This is a genomic window from Bhargavaea massiliensis (assembly GCF_050480245.1).
Classification (GTDB): Bacteria; Bacillota; Bacilli; order Bacillales; family Anoxybacillaceae; genus Anoxybacillus.
The window spans coordinates 1-1,732 of record NZ_JBCNEQ010000091.1; the positions used below are offsets into that span (position 1 = coordinate 1).

A 1,732-nucleotide genomic window follows, 5' to 3' on the forward strand; every position below is an offset into this window, starting at 1 on the left:
AAAAAAATTTTTTTCGACAAAACTCATCACATACTTTTTCATTTTTGTTTATATCTAACAACCCATAGGTACGCTTCGCGACCACTGGTTATTTTTGTATGTTAAAACCAATGGAAAATACATATGCGATGCACCTTGGATCTCTGCATTGCTGATGAGGACGAACCCTCCCATGTCTCTGGGCATCCTTGTGCCAACATTCCTTCGTTCGGTCTCTTCACCAGGCAGAGGCCGGCTAAGCTCCCTTAGGGACTCTCGGTCGAATGGATGAAATCGTGCCAGCTTCTCCGTGTCATCTGGTTGTTCAAACAAGATTTATTTCCAAAAGGGATGGCTCTAAGCTGCGTGGGCTTGAGTATGAGTATGGGAGATATCCCGTATCATTCGTTCCCCATCAAATGCTTGTTGTTTCACACAAACGGCATAGAGAATTTTCAATAACTTTCCACACAACACAACGATCGATTGTTTCTTACGCAACGGGTTGATGGGACGTGTCGTATAGTATTCATGCAAAGCGCGAAACGCTTCGTTATGACGAATGAGAGGCATCATCACCCGAAAGAGGAGGGCGCGTAACCGTTTTCGTCCTCTTTTCGAGATACGCTTTTGTCCCTTGTGCTGCCCAGATGAGTTTTCTTTCAAAGTTAAGCCCGCTAATTTCATGAGTTGTCGCGGATCTTGGTACTGATGAAAACTCCCGATTTCCGACAATAGTTCCACAATTGTCGCATCGCCAAGCCCAGGGATCGTTTGAAGCCATTCATACTCCACCGTCGTTTGTGCAAGGGCGATTAACTGTTCCGTGAGCGCTGCGATTTCCTGTTCCAATTGACGATATCGGCGGACCAACGTGGCGATTTCGATACGGGCCATCTGTTGTCCTTGAGTGATGCCAATCGACTGACGGGAAACCTCTAACAGCTTTTGAATTTTCGGTTTTTGCGGACATTTGAGCCCTTCACTTTGTCGATATCGCTCGATCAACTCCTCGACCGTCTGATCAACGATTTCATTCGGAAATGGTGTTTTTTCTAATACAGCCAAAGCGATTTTTCCGAATGATGGAAATACTTGCGTAAACTCAGGAAAGTAACGATCTGTCCATCGAATCATTTGATTATGAACAGCATTGCGTTCCGTGATCAAGGATTTCCGAAACGTACTTCCTGCCCGCAATTCTGCTTCCACTTCGTGGAGAATACGTGGGTAGCTGAAACGTCCATCTTTGACTAGTTTGGCAATGATTCGGGCGTCTTTTGCATCATGTTTCGTTGGCAAGTTGTCATCGAGTTCTTTTGATCGTTTCACGTGCATCGGATTGACCATCACCAATGGGATCCCTTTTTCCTCGAGGAAATAGGCGAGGTTCAACCAGTAATGCCCGGTCGGCTCGATGCCAACGATGACTTCTGTCTTGCCAAACACTTTTTTCGCTTCTTCGATGGATGCGTAAAATTGTTCGAATCCGATTCGAGATTGAAGAACGGGAAACGGCTTTTTCAGTTCCCTACCACGCTCATCCACCATCGCTGCATAATGTTTGTGTTTCGCGATATCCATGCCGATGACTAATGTTTGTTCAGTGACTTGTTCAATTTTGAGATTTCGTGTACAATTCACTGTATAGTCCTCCTTGGTCTGATGATAGGTGATTGTTGGTACCCCTGCATCATACCAAGAGGGCTTTTTTCTTTCAAGTCCCCGAAAACCTTTCTAACAGGAATGCTCC

At 45.3% G+C, this 1,732-nt stretch carries 1 protein-coding gene; it reads right to left on the reverse strand.

The window, feature by feature from the left end; genetic code table 11:
- Positions 1–336 precede the first annotated feature (336 nt).
- On the reverse strand, positions 337–1,623 hold the full coding sequence (locus tag ABEV15_RS14005; protein ID WP_498853561.1) for an IS110 family RNA-guided transposase: 1,287 nt from the start codon (positions 1,621–1,623) through the stop codon (positions 337–339).
- Positions 1,624–1,732 lie beyond the last annotated feature (109 nt).